The 16,313-nt window shown below is 69.2% G+C and carries 13 protein-coding genes and 1 pseudogene; 9 read left to right on the forward strand and 5 right to left on the reverse strand.

Annotated features, from left to right (window positions below; genetic code table 11):
• Positions 1 to 32 precede the first annotated feature (32 nt).
• Positions 33 to 2,327 (reverse strand): (Fe-S)-binding protein, encoded by a 2,295-nt coding sequence (locus L3078_RS25395; protein ID WP_239756256.1) that lies wholly within the window; start codon positions 2,325 to 2,327, stop codon positions 33 to 35.
• Between the two features lie 222 nt (positions 2,328 to 2,549).
• Here L3078_RS25395 and L3078_RS44635 point away from each other — a divergent pair, with 222 nt between their 5' ends.
• The 5 genes from L3078_RS44635 to L3078_RS25420 all read left to right on the forward strand — a co-directional run bounded on the left by L3078_RS44635 (position 2,550) and on the right by L3078_RS25420 (position 8,753).
• Entirely contained in the window at positions 2,550 to 3,686 is a 1,137-nt protein-coding gene (locus L3078_RS44635; protein WP_275593168.1) for an MraY family glycosyltransferase, read from the forward strand.
• 869 nt (positions 3,687 to 4,555) lie between these two features.
• Positions 4,556 to 6,403 carry a molecular chaperone DnaK gene (gene dnaK, locus L3078_RS25405; protein ID WP_239756257.1) on the forward strand — a complete coding sequence of 616 codons (1,848 nt, stop codon included), beginning with the start codon at positions 4,556 to 4,558 and terminating at the stop codon, positions 6,401 to 6,403.
• Positions 6,400 to 7,074 carry a nucleotide exchange factor GrpE gene (gene grpE / locus L3078_RS25410; RefSeq protein ID WP_239756258.1) on the forward strand — a complete coding sequence of 225 codons (675 nt, stop codon included), beginning with the start codon at positions 6,400 to 6,402 and terminating at the stop codon, positions 7,072 to 7,074. Before dnaK ends, grpE begins: the two co-directional genes overlap by 4 nt.
• A gap of 42 nt (positions 7,075 to 7,116) precedes the next feature.
• Positions 7,117 to 8,292 carry a molecular chaperone DnaJ gene (gene dnaJ / locus L3078_RS25415; RefSeq protein WP_239756259.1) on the forward strand — a complete coding sequence of 392 codons (1,176 nt, stop codon included), beginning with the start codon at positions 7,117 to 7,119 and terminating at the stop codon, positions 8,290 to 8,292.
• A gap of 5 nt (positions 8,293 to 8,297) precedes the next feature.
• Positions 8,298 to 8,753: a heat shock protein transcriptional repressor HspR gene (locus L3078_RS25420; RefSeq protein WP_239760462.1), complete on the forward strand. Its 456-nt coding sequence runs from the start codon at positions 8,298 to 8,300 to the stop codon at positions 8,751 to 8,753.
• A 144-nt stretch (positions 8,754 to 8,897) separates the two neighbouring features.
• Here the strand turns inward: L3078_RS25420 and L3078_RS44960 are convergent, their stop codons facing one another.
• Positions 8,898 to 10,322, reverse strand: a complete 1,425-nt coding sequence (locus L3078_RS44960; RefSeq protein WP_239756260.1) for a fibronectin type III domain-containing protein — start codon at positions 10,320 to 10,322, stop codon at positions 8,898 to 8,900.
• A 68-nt stretch (positions 10,323 to 10,390) separates the two neighbouring features.
• The gene (locus L3078_RS25430; RefSeq protein ID WP_239756261.1) at positions 10,391 to 12,451 is read right to left on the reverse strand and encodes a PA14 domain-containing protein; all 2,061 of its coding nucleotides are present in this window, start codon (positions 12,449 to 12,451) and stop codon (positions 10,391 to 10,393) included.
• Between the two features lie 217 nt (positions 12,452 to 12,668).
• Between L3078_RS25430 and L3078_RS25435 the strand changes: the two genes are divergently transcribed.
• Complete coding sequence (locus L3078_RS25435; protein ID WP_239756262.1) at positions 12,669 to 12,857, forward strand: hypothetical protein; 189 nt, start codon at positions 12,669 to 12,671, stop codon at positions 12,855 to 12,857.
• Between the two features lie 55 nt (positions 12,858 to 12,912).
• Here the strand turns inward: L3078_RS25435 and L3078_RS25440 are convergent, their stop codons facing one another.
• On the reverse strand, positions 12,913 to 13,248 hold the full coding sequence (locus L3078_RS25440; RefSeq protein WP_239756263.1) for a GntR family transcriptional regulator: 336 nt from the start codon (positions 13,246 to 13,248) through the stop codon (positions 12,913 to 12,915).
• A gap of 123 nt (positions 13,249 to 13,371) precedes the next feature.
• Here L3078_RS25440 and L3078_RS25445 point away from each other — a divergent pair, with 123 nt between their 5' ends.
• Entirely contained in the window at positions 13,372 to 13,773 is a 402-nt protein-coding gene (locus L3078_RS25445; RefSeq protein ID WP_239756264.1) for a hypothetical protein, read from the forward strand.
• 40 nt (positions 13,774 to 13,813) lie between these two features.
• On the opposite strand, the pseudogene L3078_RS25450 reads toward L3078_RS25445, so the two are convergent.
• Positions 13,814 to 14,608: pseudogene (locus L3078_RS25450) on the reverse strand (IS5 family transposase).
• Between the two features lie 425 nt (positions 14,609 to 15,033).
• On the opposite strand from L3078_RS25450, the gene L3078_RS25455 reads away from it, so the two are divergent.
• Together L3078_RS25455 and L3078_RS25460 are read left to right on the forward strand one after the other, a co-directional pair.
• Complete coding sequence (locus L3078_RS25455; protein WP_239756265.1) at positions 15,034 to 15,858, forward strand: hypothetical protein; 825 nt, start codon at positions 15,034 to 15,036, stop codon at positions 15,856 to 15,858.
• Between the two features lie 103 nt (positions 15,859 to 15,961).
• Positions 15,962 to 16,222, forward strand: a complete 261-nt coding sequence (locus L3078_RS25460; RefSeq protein WP_239756266.1) for a hypothetical protein — start codon at positions 15,962 to 15,964, stop codon at positions 16,220 to 16,222.
• The last annotated feature ends 91 nt before the right edge of the window (positions 16,223 to 16,313 follow it).

Here is a 16,313-nt window from a genome sequence, read left to right on the forward strand (position 1 = left end):
CGTGTCGAGACTCAACTGCCTTGTGGAGGCGGCTACTTCACCGGCTGCGGCTCCGGCTCGGACTCCGTCTCGGCCGCGCCCGCCGGGGGCTCGTCGTCGGGAACCGGGGTCTTGACGGACTCCAGCAGCAGCTGGGCGACGTCGACGACCGTGACGGACTCCTTGGCCTTGCCCTCGTTCTTCTTGCCGTTGACCGAGTCGGTCAGCATGACGAGGCAGAACGGGCAGGCGGTGGAGACGATGTCCGGGTTGAGGGAGAGGGCCTCGTCGACGCGCTCGTTGTTGATGCGCTTGCCGATCCGCTCCTCCATCCACATCCGCGCGCCACCGGCGCCACAGCAGAAGCCGCGCTCCTTGTGGCGGTGCATCTCCTGCTGGCGCAGGCCCGGGACGGCGGTCATGATCTCGCGCGGCGGCGTGTAGATCTTGTTGTGACGGCCCAGGTAGCAGGGGTCGTGGTAGGTGATCAGGCCCTCGACCGGGGTCACCGGGATCAGCTTGCCCTCGTCGATCAGGTGCTGGAGCAGCTGGGTGTGGTGGATGACCTCGTAGTCGCCGCCGAGCTGCGGGTACTCGTTGCCGAGGGTGTTGAGGCAGTGCGGGCAGGTGGCGACGATCTTCTTCGCCGACTTCGGCTTGGCCGACTCCGGGGTGACCTTGCCGTCGTCGTCCATCTCCTCGCCGAACGCCATGTTCAGCGCCATGACGTTCTCCATGCCGAGCTCCTGGAACAGGGGCTCGTTGCCGAGGCGGCGGGCGGAGTCACCGGTGCACTTCTCGTCGCCGCCCATGATGGCGAACTTGACGCCCGCCATGTGCAGCAGTTCCGCGAAGGCCTTGGTGGTCTTCTTGGCGCGGTCCTCCAGGGCGCCGGCGCAGCCGACCCAGTACAGGTACTCGACCTCGGAGAGGTCCTCGATGTCCTTGCCGACGACCGGGACCTCGAACTCGACCTCCTTGAGCCACTCCAGGCGCTGCTTCTTCGCCAGGCCCCAGGGGTTGCCCTTCTTCTCCAGGTTCTTGAGCATCGTGCCCGCCTCGGACGGGAACGCGGACTCGATCATCACCTGGTAGCGGCGCATGTCGACGATGTGGTCGACGTGCTCGATGTCGACCGGGCACTGCTCGACGCAGGCGCCGCAGGTGGTGCAGGACCACAGGACGTCCGGGTCGATGACGCCGTTCTCCTCGACGGTCCCGATCAGCGGGCGCTCGGCCTCCGCGAGAGCCGCGGAGGGCACGTCCTTGAGCTGCTCCTCGGACGCCTTCTCCTCGCCCTCCATGGTCTTGCCGCCACCGGCGAGGAGGTAGGGGGCCTTGGCGTGCGCGTGGTCGCGCAGCGACATGATCAGCAGCTTGGGGGAGAGCGGCTTGCCGGTGTTCCAGGCGGGGCACTGCGACTGGCAGCGACCGCACTCGGTGCAGGTCGAGAAGTCGAGGATGCCCTTCCAGGAGAACTGCTCGACCTGGGAGACGCCGAAGACGTCGTCGTCACCGGGGTCGGCGAAGTCGATCGGCTTGCCGCCGGAGGTCATCGGCTGGAGACCGCCCAGCGCCGTGGCGCCGTCGGCGTTCCGCTTGAACCAGATGTTCGGGAAGCCGAGGAAGCGGTGCCAGGCGACACCCATGTTGGTGTTCAGCGAGACCGTGATCATCCAGATCAGCGAGGTGCCGATCTTGATCATCGCGACGAAGTAGATCAGGTTCTGCAGGGTGCTGGGGTCGAGGTCCTTGAACGCGAGGACCAGCGGGTACGAGGCGAAGTAGCCGGCCTCGTAGTGGTCCACGTGGTGGATGGCGCCCTCGAGGCCGCGCAGGGCGTAGATCGCCAGGCCGATGGTGAGGATGACGTACTCGACGAAGTACGCCTGCCAGGCCTTGGAGCCCGCGAAACGCGACTTGCGGCCCGCCCGGGAGGGCAGGTTGAGCAGCCGGATGGCGATCAGCACGAGGATGCCGAGGATCGTCATCACACCGATGAACTCGATGTACATCTCGAACGGCAGGAAGCCGCCGATGACCGGCAGCGTCCAGTCGGCCTGGAACAGCTGGCCATACGCCTGGGCGAGGGTGGGCGGCAGCGTCAGGAAGCCGATCGCGACGAACCAGTGGGCGAAGCCGACGATCCCCCACCGGTTCATCCGGGTGTGGCCGAGGAACTCCTTGACCAGGGTGATCGTGCGCGCCTTCGGGTCGTCCGTACGGCTGCCCGCCGGCACCGGCTGACCGAGCTTCACGAACCGGTAGATCTGCGCCACGGCTCGGGCGATCAGCGCGACGCCGACCACGGTCAGGACCAGCGACACGATGATCGCGGCGAGTTGCATTTCGGGGCTCCTCGGGCCTGCGAGGGTGATTACTAAGCAGTAACTTATGCAGTCCGTCTGAGACTACCCAGTTCTTCAGCCGCACTGTAGCCAGGGGGGCGGTGATCTGCGTCGCTGAGGGTTGCCTGAGTAGCGGCCTGTCGCGTTCCGGGGTGATCGTGCTGTTTCAAAACGATCGTGTTATTCGTAAGAAATTGTGACACTCCCCCCTACCGTGGATCCGTGCTGTACGGAATCCTCGCCGCCGCCTCCGCCCTGTTGCTGACCGCCGTGCTCTCGGCGGCCGTCCGCGTGCCCGCGCTGCGCCTGGGGATCGCGGAGCGCCGGCGCGGGCGGCGGGTGCCGTTGCTCGGGGGCCTCGCGGTGATGGGCGGGGTGGGGGCCGTGGCGTGGGTGGGGGAGTGGAGCGGGGTCGCTCCACTCGGGCGCGAGGCCGGATGGCTGATCGTCGTCGGGGCCGGGCTCGGGGTGTTCGGGCTGCTCGGTGATGTGTGGCGGCTGCCGGCCGTGGTGCGGGCGGCGGGGGTGGTCGTCGGCGCCGCGCTGGTCGTGCCGTATCGCGAACTGGGTGTGCTGGGCGGGATGGCGGGGGTCGTGTGGATCGTCCTCGTGGTGCACGGGTTCAAGGGGATGGGGCGGTCCGACGGGGTGCTCGGGGTGGTCGGGGCGGTCACCGCGTTCGCGTTGAGCGGGTGTGCGGCGGCCGAGGTCATGGACGGGCTGGCCACGCTGTTCAGCGTGCTGGCCGCCGCGCTCACCGGGTTCCTGATGCACAACTGGCCGCCCGCGCGTGTCGTGATCGGCACGTGCGGGGCGCTGTTCGTGGGCTTCCTGCTCGCGGGGGGTGTGCTGCACGTGTACGCCGTCGGGTACGGGGCCGGTGTGGGGGCGCCCTTCGCGCTGACGGCCGTGGCCACCGCCGACGTGGTGCTCGTCCTGGTCTCGCGGAAGCGGGCGGGGCGGGAGCTGTGGCGGGGCGGGCCGGACCATCTCGCCCACCGGCTGCGGCGGATCGGGCTCAGGCCGCCGGGGGTGGTGGTCGTGATGGGGGTCGCGGCCGCGGGGTCCACGGGGGTGGGGCTCGCCATCCACATGCTGTGGACGCAGCCGCGCACGGCGTGGTGGGTGGCGTTGGCGACCGGCCTGGTCGTCCTGGGCATGCTCTTCGTCCCGCCCCCCACGACGCGACCGGCCCCCACGACGTCCGTGCGCGTCCCCCGCCCTGTCCCCACGGGCGCCGCGCCGCACACCCGCCGCCACCCCATCCCCGGAGGCCGCGCCCCCGGCCCCCCGCCCCGCCCCGACCGCTTCCGGGAACAGGAGGCGGCGGAACTGGGGAGGAGGGGGTGGGTGGGGTAGGGGTGGTGCAGGTTGGGGGCGGGGTGGGGTGGGGTGCCTGCCGGTTGGGCTGGTTGGGCGGGCCTCGGGCGGCTACGGGGCGGCTGGTGGGCGAGGGGCCGGATGCTCGGGTTGGGGAGCGGCACTGGGGGCGGGGTGGGGTGCCTGCCGGTTGGGCTGGTTGGGCTGGTTGGGCGATGGGCTTGCGCCTGCGCATGGACGGGGGTCAGGGGCTGCGTCCGTGCGTCGACGGGGTCACCCGGTGCCCCGGTCGGCGGCGTGGCGGCGGTCCTCCTGGCCGGGTGGTTCGGCCTCCAGGCCGGTGGGGGTTCGCGCGCAGTTCCCCGCGCCCCTGACGGGCGCGAGGTCCTGGGGCCTGGTGAATGCGGGGTGCGGCTGCGCATGACGGGGGCTGCGGGCTGCGTCCGTGCATCGACGGGTCACCCGGTGCCTCGGGCGGCGGCGAGGCGGTTGTCGGCCTCGCCGTGGTTCGGCTGCCGGGCCGGTGGGGGTTCTCGCGCAGTTCCCCGCGCCCCTTAAGGGCGCGCCAGGCCCTGGCGGGCCTGAGGGAGCGGGGTGCGGCCCTCTGGGGTCCCACGCTCTCCTCGTCGCCCGTCGCCCGTCGCCCGTCGCCCGTCGCGTCGCGCACCGCCCACCACTCCGCACCGCCCCCCGGCCGCCCGCCCCTCGGCACCCCGTCACCCACCCCGCGCGTCACTCTCGTACCCGACGCGCGCCCGCATCGTGGACGTATACGCGCAGGTCAGACGGCGGTTGCGTATAAGGAAAACATAAGAGTTGAGTCTCCTCCGCTCAGGTCTGTTGACCCATCGGGGGGCGTCATGCACACTTGAGTCCGTTCCACTCAAGTCATTGTTGGAGGAATTGAAATGGCACGTGCGGTCGGCATCGACCTGGGCACGACTAACTCCGTCGTCAGCGTTCTTGAAGGCGGCGAGCCCACCGTCATCACCAACGCAGAGGGCGCCAGGACCACGCCGTCCGTCGTCGCCTTCGCCAAGAACGGTGAGGTGCTCGTCGGCGAGGTAGCCAAGCGCCAGGCGGTCACGAACGTGGACCGGACCATCCGGTCCGTCAAGCGTCACATGGGCACGGACTGGAAGATCGAGCTCGACGGGAAGCACTTCAACCCGCAGCAGATGAGCGCGTTCATCCTGCAGAAGCTGAAGCGCGACGCCGAGGCCTACCTGGGCGAGAAGGTCGCGGACGCGGTCATCACCGTCCCGGCCTACTTCAACGACTCCGAGCGCCAGGCGACGAAGGAGGCCGGTGAGATCGCGGGCCTCAACGTCCTGCGCATCGTCAACGAGCCCACCGCCGCCGCCCTCGCCTACGGCCTCGACAAGGACGACCAGACGATCCTCGTCTTCGACCTCGGTGGCGGCACCTTCGACGTGTCCCTCCTGGAGATCGGTGACGGCGTCGTCGAGGTGAAGGCCACCAACGGTGACAACCACCTCGGTGGTGACGACTGGGACCAGCGCGTCGTCGACTACCTGGTGCAGCAGTTCCGCGCCGGCCACGGCGTCGACCTCGCCAAGGACAAGATGGCGCTGCAGCGTCTGCGCGAGGCCGCCGAGAAGGCGAAGATCGAGCTGTCGAGCTCCACCGAGACCTCGATCAACCTGCCCTACATCACGGCCTCCGCCGAGGGCCCGCTGCACCTGGACGAGAAGCTCACGCGCGCCCAGTTCCAGCAGCTGACGGCCGACCTGCTGGAGCGCTGCAAGACGCCGTTCCACAACGTCATCAAGGACGCCGGGATCGCGCTGTCCGAGATCGACCACGTCGTTCTCGTCGGTGGTTCGACGCGTATGCCGGCCGTCGCCGAGCTGGTCAAGGAGCTGACCGGTGGCAAGGAGGCCAACAAGGGTGTGAACCCGGACGAGGTCGTCGCCATCGGCGCCTCCCTCCAGGCCGGTGTCCTGAAGGGTGAGGTCAAGGACGTCCTGCTCCTCGACGTCACCCCGCTGTCCCTCGGTATCGAGACCAAGGGCGGCATCATGACCAAGCTCATCGAGCGGAACACGACGATCCCGACCAAGCGGTCCGAGATCTTCACCACCGCCGAGGACAACCAGCCGTCCGTGCAGATCCAGGTCTACCAGGGCGAGCGCGAGATCGCGGCGTACAACAAGAAGCTCGGGATGTTCGAGCTGACCGGTCTGCCGCCGGCGCCCCGCGGCGTCCCGCAGATCGAGGTCTCCTTCGACATCGACGCCAACGGCATCATGCACGTGACCGCGAAGGACCTGGGCACGGGCAAGGAGCAGAAGATGACCGTCACCGGCGGCTCCTCGCTGCCGAAGGACGAGGTCGACCGGATGCGCCAGGAGGCCGAGCAGTACGCGGAGGAGGATCACCGCCGCCGCGAGGCCGCCGAGACCCGCAACCAGGGCGAGCAGCTCGTCTACCAGACCGAGAAGTTCCTCAAGGACAACGAGGACAAGGTCCCCGGTGACATCAAGACCGAGGTCGAGGCCTCCGTCGCCGAGCTGAAGGAAGCGCTCAAGGGCGAGGACACCGCCGAGATCCGCACGGCCACCGAGAAGGTCGCGGCCGTCTCGCAGAAGCTCGGCCAGGCCCTCTACGCCGACGCCCAGGCCGCGCAGGCCGCGGGCGGCGAGGCCGGCGCCGGCGCCGGTGACGCCAAGGCCGACGATGACGTCGTCGACGCCGAGATCGTCGACGAGGACCGGAAGGACGGTGCCGCGTGACGGAGGAGACCCCGGGCTTCGACGAGCAGCAGCCGCAGTCGGCTCAGCCGCAGCAGCCTGATGTCCCCTCCGGCTCCGAGGACGCCGAGCCGAAGGCCGCCCCCCAGGAGGGGGCGGCCCCGGCCGGGGACGCGGCAGCGACGGCCCAGGTTGCCGGTCTGACGGCGCAGCTGGACCAGGTGCGTACGGCGCTCGGTGAGCGCACGGCGGACCTCCAGCGCCTCCAGGCCGAGTACCAGAACTACCGTCGCCGGGTCGAGCGCGACCGGATCACGGTCAAGGAGATCGCCATCGCGAACCTCCTCACCGAACTCCTGCCCGTGCTCGACGACATCGGGCGCGCGCGGGAGCACGGCGAACTCGTCGGCGGCTTCAAGTCCGTCGCCGAGTCCCTCGAGACCGTGGCGGCGAAGATGGGACTCATGCAGTTCGGCAAGGAGGGCGAGCCCTTCGACCCGACGATCCACGAGGCCCTGATGCACAGTTACGCGCCCGACGTCACCGAGACGACGTGCGTGGCGATTCTCCAGCCGGGGTATCGCATCGGCGAGCGCACCATCCGCCCCGCGCGGGTGGCCGTGGCCGAGCCGCAGCCCGGCGCGCAGACCGCCAAGGCCGAGGAGGCCGAGGCGGCCGACGACAAGGAGAGCGGTGGCCCGGACGAGGGCTGACGCCGACGGAGTGCACACCCGGTGGAAGGAGGGACGTCGCGGATGAGTACGAAGGACTTCATCGAGAAGGACTACTACAAGGTCCTCGGCGTCCCCAAGGACGCCACCGAGGCCGAGATCAAGAAGGCGTACCGCAAGCTCGCCCGCGAGTACCACCCGGACGCCAACAAGGGGAACGTCAAGGCCGAGGAGCGCTTCAAGGAGATCTCCGAGGCCAACGACATCCTCGGTGACCCCAAGAAGCGCAAGGAGTACGACGAGGCCCGCGCCCTCTTCGGCAACGGCGGCTTCCGCCCCGGACCCGGCGCCGGCGGCTCGTTCAACTTCGACCTGGGCGACCTCTTCGGAGGCGGCGCCCAGGGCGGGGGGCAGGCGGGCGGCTTCGGCGGGGGCATCGGCGATGTCTTCGGCGGCCTGTTCAACCGGGGCAGCTCCGGCACCACGCGGGTGCAGCCCCGGCGCGGCCAGGACATCGAGTCCGAGGTCACGCTGAGCTTCACCGAGGCCATCGAGGGCGCGACCGTGCCCCTGCGGATGTCCTCGCAGTCGCCCTGCAAGGGCTGTTCCGGCACCGGCGACGCCAACGGCACGCCCCGGGTGTGCCCGACGTGCGTCGGCACCGGCCAGGTCGCGCGGGGCTCCGGCGGCGGCTTCTCCCTGACCGACCCCTGCCCGGACTGCAAGGGCCGGGGCCTGATCGCCGAGAACCCCTGCGACATCTGCAAGGGCTCGGGCCGCGCCAAGTCCTCCCGCACCATGCAGGTCCGCATCCCGGCGGGCGTCCTGGACGGCCAGCGGATCCGGCTGCGCGGCAAGGGTGCCCCCGGTGAACGGGGCGGCCCGGCGGGTGACCTGTACGTCGTCGTGCACGTCGACCCGCACCCGGTGTTCGGCCGCAAGGACGACAACCTCACGGTGACCGTCCCGGTGACCTACCCCGAGGCGGCGCTCGGCGGAGAGGTCCGGGTCCCGACCCTGGGCGGACCGCCGGTCACCCTGAAACTGCCTCCGGGCACCCCCAACGGCCGTACGATGCGGGCCCGGGGCAAGGGCGCCTTCCGCAAGGACGGCACCCGGGGGGACCTGCTGATCACGGTCGAGGTGAGTGTCCCGAAGGACCTGTCGGGGAAGGCTCGTGACGCGCTGGAGGCGTATCGCGAGGCGACCGCGGGCGAGGACCCGCGAGCGGAGCTGTTCCAGGCCGCGAAGGGAGCATGAATGTGATGGACGGCCGCCGTAGAAACCCCTATGAGCTGACGGAAGAGACACCGGTGTACGTCATCTCGGTGGCCGCCCAGCTCTCCGGTCTGCACCCGCAGACCCTGCGCCAGTACGACCGTCTCGGACTGGTCTCCCCGGACCGCACCGCCGGGCGGGGCCGTCGCTACTCGGCCCGTGACATCGAACTGCTGCGCACCGTCCAGCAGTTGTCGCAGGACGAGGGCATCAATCTGGCCGGCATCAAGCGCATCATCGAACTGGAGAACCAGGTCGCCGCGCTCCAGTCCCGGGTGGCCGAGATGGAGGCCGCCCTCGACGGCGCCGCCGCGGCCATGCGCCAGCGCGAGGCGGCGGTCCACGCGTCGTACCGGCGCGACCTGGTGCCGTATCAGGAAGTGCAGCAGAGCAGTGCGCTGGTGGTGTGGCGGCCGAAGGGTCGGCAGACATCGGCCGACTGACGGTTCGGCAGACATCGGCCGACTGACGGTTCGGCAGACGTCGGCCGACTGACGGTTCGGCAGCCGTTCGTCTGACGGCTCGTCAAGTACGGGCAGGGGCCCGGAGGTTCGCACGAACCTCCGGGCCCCTGCCCGTTTCCGGTGTCAGCTCCCGGGGTTCAGTTCGGTCGCCGTCACGACCTCCGCCTCGCCGGTCCACTTGTAGTGCGAGTTCCAGTCGTCGTCCACGGCGTCGACGAAGAAGCAGCGTTCCTCGCCGTCCGGGTCGGTGCGGTACTCGTACGAGGTCGTGGTGGCCGACAACCACTCCACCTCGCCCGCGTAGCACATCTGCTCGCCCTCGTCGCCGACGAGTTCGCCGCCGTAGACGACGTACCGGGCCAGGTCGGGCGTCGGGTTGGCGTCCCAGTTCAGCTCGAAGCCGTACTCGGTCGGTGTGGCGGTCAGCCCCGTGACCGCGGAGGGCGGGGTGTCGTCCCGGCGCCGCCCGTCGACGGAGGCGGACCGCGCGGACTCGTTGCCCGCCGCGTCGACCGCGGTCACCCGGTAGTGGTAGGTGACGCCCTGCTCGGTGGAGGCGTCCCGGTACGAGAGCTGGTCGGTGGTGCCGACCCGGGTGTAGGTGCCGTCGGCGCTCGCCGCCCGGTACACCCGGTACGACGACGCTCCCGTGACCGCCGTCCAGCCGACGCGGATGCCGCCGTCCTCGGAGGTGTCGGTGATGTCCACACCCTGGGGAACGCCGGGCGCGACCCGGTCGACGGTGGTGACGGCCTTCTCCGCAGTGCTCTGCGACTCGTTCCCGGCCTGGTCGAGGGCGCGGACCACGTAGTGGTACCGCGCGCCGGTGACCGGGAGGGTGGCGTCCGTGAACGACGTCCCCGTGGTCGTCGTCATCGGCTCGGCGAAGGCCCCGCCCGCCGCGCGGCGGTACACGCGGTAGCCCCGGAGGTCCATCTCCTTGTTCTTCGCCCAGCTCAGCTTGGCCTTGCCGGTCGCCTGGTCGTACGCCATGGCGAGACCCGCCGGCGTCAGGGGGGCGACCTTGTCGACGGTGGCGGAGGTGCGGGGTGTGTAGGTGAACTTGACCTTGGCGGAGCCGGTCCAGTTGACGTAGTCGACGCGGAGGGTGTGTTTGCCGGCGGGGATGGTGAGGTTGACGGTCTTGGAGACGGTGGTGGTGCCGTTCTTCCAGAGGTCGATCTTGCGGGCGCCGGTGGTGCCGGGGTCGAGGTAGACGCGGATGCCGTCGAGGCCGGAGGCGGAGAGGGTGAAGGGGCCGCCGGAGCCGAAGTCGCGGGCGAGGGTCCAGCGGACGCCGAAGTTGTTGCTCGGGAGTCCGGTGGCGGGTGCGCCGGTGCCCCAGTTCTGGTCGATCGTGCTGTCGCAGTCCGTCTTCTTCGGGGTGCCGGAGAAGGTGGTGTTGGCGAAGAGCTGCCGCTTGAAGACGGGGGAGGCGCAGGTCACGGCGGCGGACGCGGGCGCGGCCGCCGCCGTGAGCAGACCGGCCGTGGTGGCGAACACGACGGCGGTGGCCGTGCCGGCGGCCGTACGTCTGGCTGGGATCACTGGTGTCCTTGTGTCCTACGGCCCTTACGGTTTCGGGGCCTTGGGTCGTGTGAGGGGCGGTCGAGTGCTCAGGGGGCCAGGGCCGCCCAGGCGTCGCCGGGAGCGGATTCGGTGCCGTCGGCGTGGAGCGCGGTCACCCAGTAGAAGTGGGTGGTGCCGGCGGCGGCCGTGGTGTCGGTGTACGACGTGCCGGTCACCGGGTCGGCGGTCAGCGGCTCGTACGCGGCGGTGGCCGGGTTCCACCGGTACACCCGGTAGCCGGTGATGTCCGTCCCGTGGTATGAGCTGTCCAGCTTCCAGGTGAGGTCGACCGCGCCGCCGCCGTCGGCGACCTCGGCGTTCACGTCGACCAGCCAGTCCGCGGGGGTCTCCACGGTGGGCCGCAGGTCGAGCTCGGTGACGGTCGTGGACACCATCGTGTCGGCCGACGTGTAGTTGGAGTTGCCCGAGGTGTCCACCGCGTCCACGAAGTAGGTGTGGTCCTCGCCGTCCTGGAGGTTCGCCGAGTCGACGAGCCGGCTGGTGCCCGCTCCGACCGTGCCCACATGCGTGTACTCGGTCCCGTCGTCCACCGTGCTGCGCCGGAACACGTTGTACTCGGCGAGGTCGGTGACGGGGCTGTCGTCCCAGTCCAGGACCGTGCCGTACTCGGTGGCGGTGGCGGTGAAGCCGGTGACGAGCGGCGGGGCGGTGGCGTCGCCGTAGCCGTGGGAGATGGTCTGCGAGGGGCCCGACTCCCGGCCGAGCGCGTCGATGGTCGTCACCCAGTACACGTAGAACCCGTCGTTGGGGCTCGGCACGACCGTGGTGTCGGTGCAGGCGTAGCTGTACTTGGTGCCGTAGGCGGTGTCGACGAGCGTCGGCTCGCAGGGCGCCACCCGGGAGTCGACGACGTCGAACGTGCCGGTGGCGTCGTCGAAGCGGCGCTCCTCGCGGTGGACCCGGAACGTGGTGGGCGCGTACGGGGACACGTCCCAGCGCAGATCGACGCCACCGCCGTCCTCCGGACGGTTCTCCGTCTTCCACAGGTACGGCACCGCGAGCGGCCGGGCGATCGACACCACGGACGAGTACGCGGTGTTGCCCGCCGCGTCCGACACCGCGACCTTGTAGTACGAGGTCTCCCCGTACGGGGCGGTGGCATCGGTCGCCGAGTTGCCCCAGGGGCCCCTGACCTCCTCGAACGGTCCGCCGGGCGCGGCGGCCCTCAGCAGCCGGGTCGTCTCGGCCCCCTCGGACATCCACCACAGGGACACCCCGTCGAGGGCGGACTCACCGCTGACCTTCAGATCCCGGACGGTCGGCGCGATCCGGTCCACCGTGGTGACCGGCTGCTGGGCCGTGCCCGTCGACGCGTTGCCCGCCTTGTCGTAGGCGCGGACCTCGTAGTAGTACGTCGCCCCCGACTTCGGCAGCCCGGTGTCGGTGAACGAGGTGGCGGTGGTCGTCGCGAGCGGTGTGCTGCCGAACGAAGCGCCCTTGAGTCGCCGGTAGACCTTGTACCCGGCGAGGTCCATTTCCTTGTTCTTCGCCCAGCTCAGCTTGGCCTGGCCGGTGGTCTTGTCGTACGCCACGGTCGGGGCGGCCGGGGCGAGCGGCTTGACCTTGTCGACGTCGGCGGAGGTGCGGGGCGCGTAGGTGAACTTGACCTTGGCGGAGCCGGTCCAGTTGACGTAGTCGACGCGGAGGGTGTGTTTGCCGGCGGGGATGGTGAGGTTGACGGTCTTGGAGACGGTGGTGGTGCCGTTCTTCCAGAGGTCGATCTTGCGGGCGCCGGTCGTGCCCGGGTCGAGGTAGACGCGGATGCCGTCCAGTCCGGAGACGGAGAGCGCGAACGGGCCGCCGGAGCCGAAGTCGCGGGTGAGGGTCCAGCGGACGCCGAAGTTGTTGCTCGGCAGCCCGGTGGCGGGTGCGCCGGTGCCCCAGTTCTGGTCGATCGCGCTGTCGCAGTCCGTCTTCTTCGGGGTGCCGGAGAAGGTGGTGTTGGCGAAGAGCTGCCGCTTGAAGACGGGGGAGGCGCAGGTGACGGCCGCGTTCGCCGTCGTGGCGGTCGCGGTGAGCAGGCCGCCGGCGGAGGCGAGCACAACGGCGGTGGCCGCGGCCGTCGTCGAGCGTCTGGCTGAGGTCATGGGGTCCTTCAGAGGGGGTGCCGATCGTCGCCGGCGAGGGACGACGCCGGTGACGATCAGACGTTTGGGGTGGGGGGATGGTTGTACGGGGTGGGTGGGACGGGGGAGGAGGGTGGTTCGCGAAGGGGGTGGGTGGTGCTGGGGCGCGTAGGGGAGGTCGTTTCTGCGTCACCAGTTCGAGTGAAGTGAGGGCGTTTTCGCAGGTGAGGCTGTGCCGGTGCACGTCACCATCGATGACTACGCTGGCGGGGGCGCTGTCACGCTTTTCACCCAACCTCGTCCGGATGAAGCCGACTGGGATGACATCCGCCGTGTCCCTAGCGGCACGGAGGCCGTCGTCCCGGAAGGCGCTGCCAAGGGCTTGGTCATTATTGGTGAGGCGATCACAGGGCCGAAGCGGGACTGACTCCCGGCCCGCCCGGCGACGTCCTCGGGCCCCCGGTTCACGTTTCACTGCGCTATCAGCGCCGACGTATAAGCACCGACTTCGGGGAGTGACCCGCCGAGTTGTCCGCTACGCGGGGGGACGCGGGCGTTTCAGGAGAGGGCGGCAGGGGGTCGGTGACGAACCAGCCCCGCTGAGGTACGGCGTACGCCCAGCCTTCGTCGGCCAGCAGGCCGAGCCCTCGCCGCACGGTAGTCCGGGCGATCCCGTACCGCTGCACGAGCTGGGCTTCACTCGGCAGCATCCGCCCGGGCTGCCAGTCACCGCGCTGAATCTGCGCGCGGAGAATCTCGGCCAACTGCCGGTACGGGGTCAGGGGCGCGCCGTGGTCGATCTCAGCGTCAGGGTTCATGGAGACGACGCTAAGAGCTCGTAACACGGTCATGCGGCCCAGTCCCAGTAGTCCTGTGGTGGTGGAGCGTGGGAGCGTGGGCCTAGATCGCGGGCGACGGCTTATGTGGGGAAGAGTGGCTGGATGAGCGTGATGTGGGCGGCGACGTCGCCGGAATCTGGGCTGTTCCATCCGGTTGAGAGACGTTCAGAGGTGAAGGACCTGGCAGACCGCTTCAACGACCTGCGTTCCTGCGGCCAGAGGTACGTCGAGGTTCGGTCGCCGAACAAAGAGTTCCCGGTGCTGATCCTGGCCTTCCGAGGTGATCACGCGGTCGTCCATCTGATGAGTGACGCCGAGCGGATGTCTCTGCTCGTAGGAGACGGCACCGTGCCCTCGGGGGCCGAGGTCGAAGTTCCGATCATGGACGACCTCGCCGCGTTCACGGGCGCCTTTGTCTGGGACACCGATCGCACGTGGGACCTGGTGCACGACTTCACCCAGACGCTGGCGGCCGGCCCTCTGGGTGAGTGGTGTGAGTTGTAGCTAAAGGCTTGTGACACGATCACGACCGGTGCTTCTTCAGTCACCTCCAGCAGATGAGACTGCAGGCCAATGAGACGAAGACGTCGTGGAGTTCGGTTCGGCGTTCCCAGCGGACGGCAAGGCGTTTGAACTGGTGGAGCAGGGCGAAGGTCTGCTCGACGACGTAGCGGAGTTTGCCCAGCCCCTTGATGTTCGGGGCGCCCTTGCGGGAGATGACCGGCAGGATCCGGCGCTTGCGCAGCTCGTCGCGGTTGGGGTTGGGGTTGGAGTCGTAACCCTTGTCCCCGAGCAGCGAATCGGGGCGGTGGCGTGGCCGTCCGGGACGCCCTGCCACGGGCGGGAGGCCGTCGACCAGGGCGAGGGTCTGGGTGACGTAATTGACATTGGCAGCAGTCGTGATGACCTTGAGCGGGGTGCCGCGTCCGTCGCAGATCGAGTGGTGCTTGCTGCCCGTCTTCCGCCGGTCGACCGGCGACGGACCGGTGTCGGCTCCCCCCTTTTCGCGCGGAGGTGGGAGCCGTCCACGCACGCGCGGGACCAGTCGAGTTCGCCGGCCGCGTTGAGTTCGGCGAGCAGGATGAGGTGCATCCGGTCGAAGGCACCGGCCTGCTGCCACCGCTCCAGGCGGCGCCAGCAGGTCTGCCCGGAGCCGAAGGCGAGCTCCAGCGGCAGGAGTTGCCAGGCTATGTCGTTGTAGAGGACCTACAGGATGCCCTGCAGACACAACCGGGTCCGCCACCGGCCGTGGGCCCGGCGACCGGTCGGGCCAGGGCGGCAGCAGCGGCTCGATCAGCGCCCACAAGTCATCGTCCACGATCCACGGCCGAGTACTCACAGCATCACGAACGGCCGAATCGTCACATCAGTCACGCCCGACCAGGGCACCTCAACAAGATCGTGTTGCGAGCTCTAAGCATGTGGACTGAGGGGCACTCCTTGGGATACGTATCGCGACGAAGCAATACAAGGCGCCGCCATGAGCGTAGAGAAGCGCCCCGGCTGGAAGGGTGAAGCTGTAGCGGCGGTCGGGCCGTAGCGGCGGTGGGTGTTCGGGGATTCCCCTGGGCGCCCACTTGCAGCAGGGTGCCCTGTGGCGCTACGGCCGTCACCGCTGTGCTCGGAGGGGGCGAATCGGCCCGGTAAGTGGTGACCGGGGACAGTCCGCTGGATATGGATGACGTGGCCATGATCGAATAGGGTCGGATTCCGCAAAGCGCATGCGAGCGCGGGAAAAGTCGGCCGACTCGGGGGAGAACGCACGTGAACACTGGATCGGGGCTGCGGCGATTCGTCCGCCTGGCGGTTGCCGGCCCGGTGGTGCGGGCCGCTCCCATCCGACCCGATCGCATCGCGGACCCGGTCATCGATCGACTCCAGCGGGCCCGGACGCTGCTCGGGCTTCTGGCCAGCGTCTGGCTGGTGATGGCCTACCCCATGCGGAAGGGCCGGGAGGACTTCGTCCTGGGCAAGGTCGAGAACCTGATGATGGGCTGTGCCGTTCTGGTGGCTGCCGGATCTGTAGGCATCACGGTCTTCATCTTCGCGGCGCGCCCGCCGCTGCGGCGCCTGTACGCGCGCCGTCTCGTGAGTCCGCTGACAGTGCTCGCCGTCCTCGCCCTGGAGATGGGCATGTTCTGGCTTATGCTCCAGGCGGTGCGGGGCAACGTCCTTTCTCCAGATGGCCTCAACGCGTGGTTGTCCGAGTCCGATAAGCCAGAAGCAGGGGCCGGTACCGTGATCCTCGGCCTGGCGCTCGGTTTGCTGGCCCTCGTGGCTCCCATCGCCTACTTCCTTCTGATGCTCGTCTCCGCGATCACCATTCTGGTGACCACGTACACGGCGCTCAACTCATGCTTTCGCGTCGGCGATGTGCACGAGCTGCTGCCCGGGCTCCTTTCACCACTGCTGGTCTGGTCGCTGTTCTTCATCAGCCTCTCCGATGGCCCCGACGTCTCGGCTCCGCCGGAGGTGCTGTACTCCTTCCTGCTCGGCGGGCCGCTGTCGGTGACGGCGCTGTCCTTCTGGGAGATACGTCGACTACGCACGAAGTACGGGATGAACTTGCGGGCTGCGTTGGCCCGATAGGGCCGTACCGGAGGGAATTGCTTTCCTTGTCCGTTGTGAACAGCGAGCGGTATCTGGTTCCCAAGTTCACACGAAATCAGAGCAGTTGATGACGGAGCTCACTGTGCTGACCGAAGTCGACTGGCGGAAGGTCGGCCCGGAACAGACGGAGGCCGCTCAACAAACTCTGATCCTGACCAGCGGCTTTAGCGAACTGCAACTGGAGTACCAGACACAGCAGCTGGCCAACGGCGAAGCGAATCAGCTCCGCTACGCGGACGGTGTACTGCTCTGTGTCGTCACGCATCGCTTTCCCGCCCTCCCCGCCCCCGACCTCGCTCGCAGAGGAGCCCAGCCTGGCGGCAGAATGATCTCGGCCGACTGAAGGTCGGCCACGACACAGGAGCGGCGTGCCCAGCGCGTGGGCGTTCACCCAGGTTCGGGGCGCTGCCTGATTGAGAGAACGGGGAATGTCT

It is taken from the genome of Streptomyces deccanensis, assembly GCF_022385335.1.
GTDB classification, from domain to species: domain Bacteria; phylum Actinomycetota; class Actinomycetes; order Streptomycetales; family Streptomycetaceae; genus Streptomyces; species Streptomyces deccanensis.

Coding starts and splice junctions, on each gene's coding strand:
- L3078_RS25395 (WP_239756256.1), bottom strand. CDS start 2,327: ATGCAACTCGCCGCGATCATCGTGTCGCTGGTCCTGACCGTGGTCGGC.
- dnaK (WP_239756257.1), top strand. CDS start 4,556: ATGGCACGTGCGGTCGGCATCGACCTGGGCACGACTAACTCCGTCGTC.
- dnaJ (WP_239756259.1), top strand. CDS start 7,117: ATGAGTACGAAGGACTTCATCGAGAAGGACTACTACAAGGTCCTCGGC.
- L3078_RS25420 (WP_239760462.1), top strand. CDS start 8,298: ATGGACGGCCGCCGTAGAAACCCCTATGAGCTGACGGAAGAGACACCG.
- L3078_RS25430 (WP_239756261.1), bottom strand. CDS start 12,451: ATGACCTCAGCCAGACGCTCGACGACGGCCGCGGCCACCGCCGTTGTG.
- L3078_RS25440 (WP_239756263.1), bottom strand. CDS start 13,248: ATGAACCCTGACGCTGAGATCGACCACGGCGCGCCCCTGACCCCGTAC.
- L3078_RS25445 (WP_239756264.1), top strand. CDS start 13,372: ATGAGCGTGATGTGGGCGGCGACGTCGCCGGAATCTGGGCTGTTCCAT.